The following is a 351-nucleotide window of genomic DNA, read 5'->3' on the forward strand; positions in this document are numbered from 1 at the left end:
ACCAAGGCGAAAAAGGATATGTGCGTATTCATGATGCCATTATTTTTGATCAGGAGGCTAAAAATCCACTTACTTTGCTTGATGGAAAAGTAAAGATATTTGAAGGTGTATTAGATTATTTAAAAAGTGATGAAACACTCATAAATAACACGATTAAGATTTTAGAAGAAGAAGAGCAACGTTTGGTAGATGATGCAGAGAACTGGGAAAGTATTTCAAGGAACGTAAACAACGCAAAGCAAGATGTACAGTATAAAATACAAGTAATGAAAGAAGCACATGGTAAGTTACAAGAACTAGTAAATGCAATGAAAGGTGACATAAAAAATTTAACCGTTACCCAAAGGAAAG

At 33.0% G+C, this 351-nt stretch carries 1 pseudogene; it reads left to right on the forward strand.

The features are described from left to right. Window positions 1-351, forward strand: a pseudogene (locus B5P40_RS32010) (S-layer protein); the annotation flags it as partial.

It is taken from the genome of Bacillus sp. SRB_8, assembly GCF_003264205.1.
Taxonomy (GTDB): domain Bacteria; phylum Bacillota; class Bacilli; order Bacillales; family Bacillaceae_G; genus Bacillus_A; species Bacillus_A mycoides.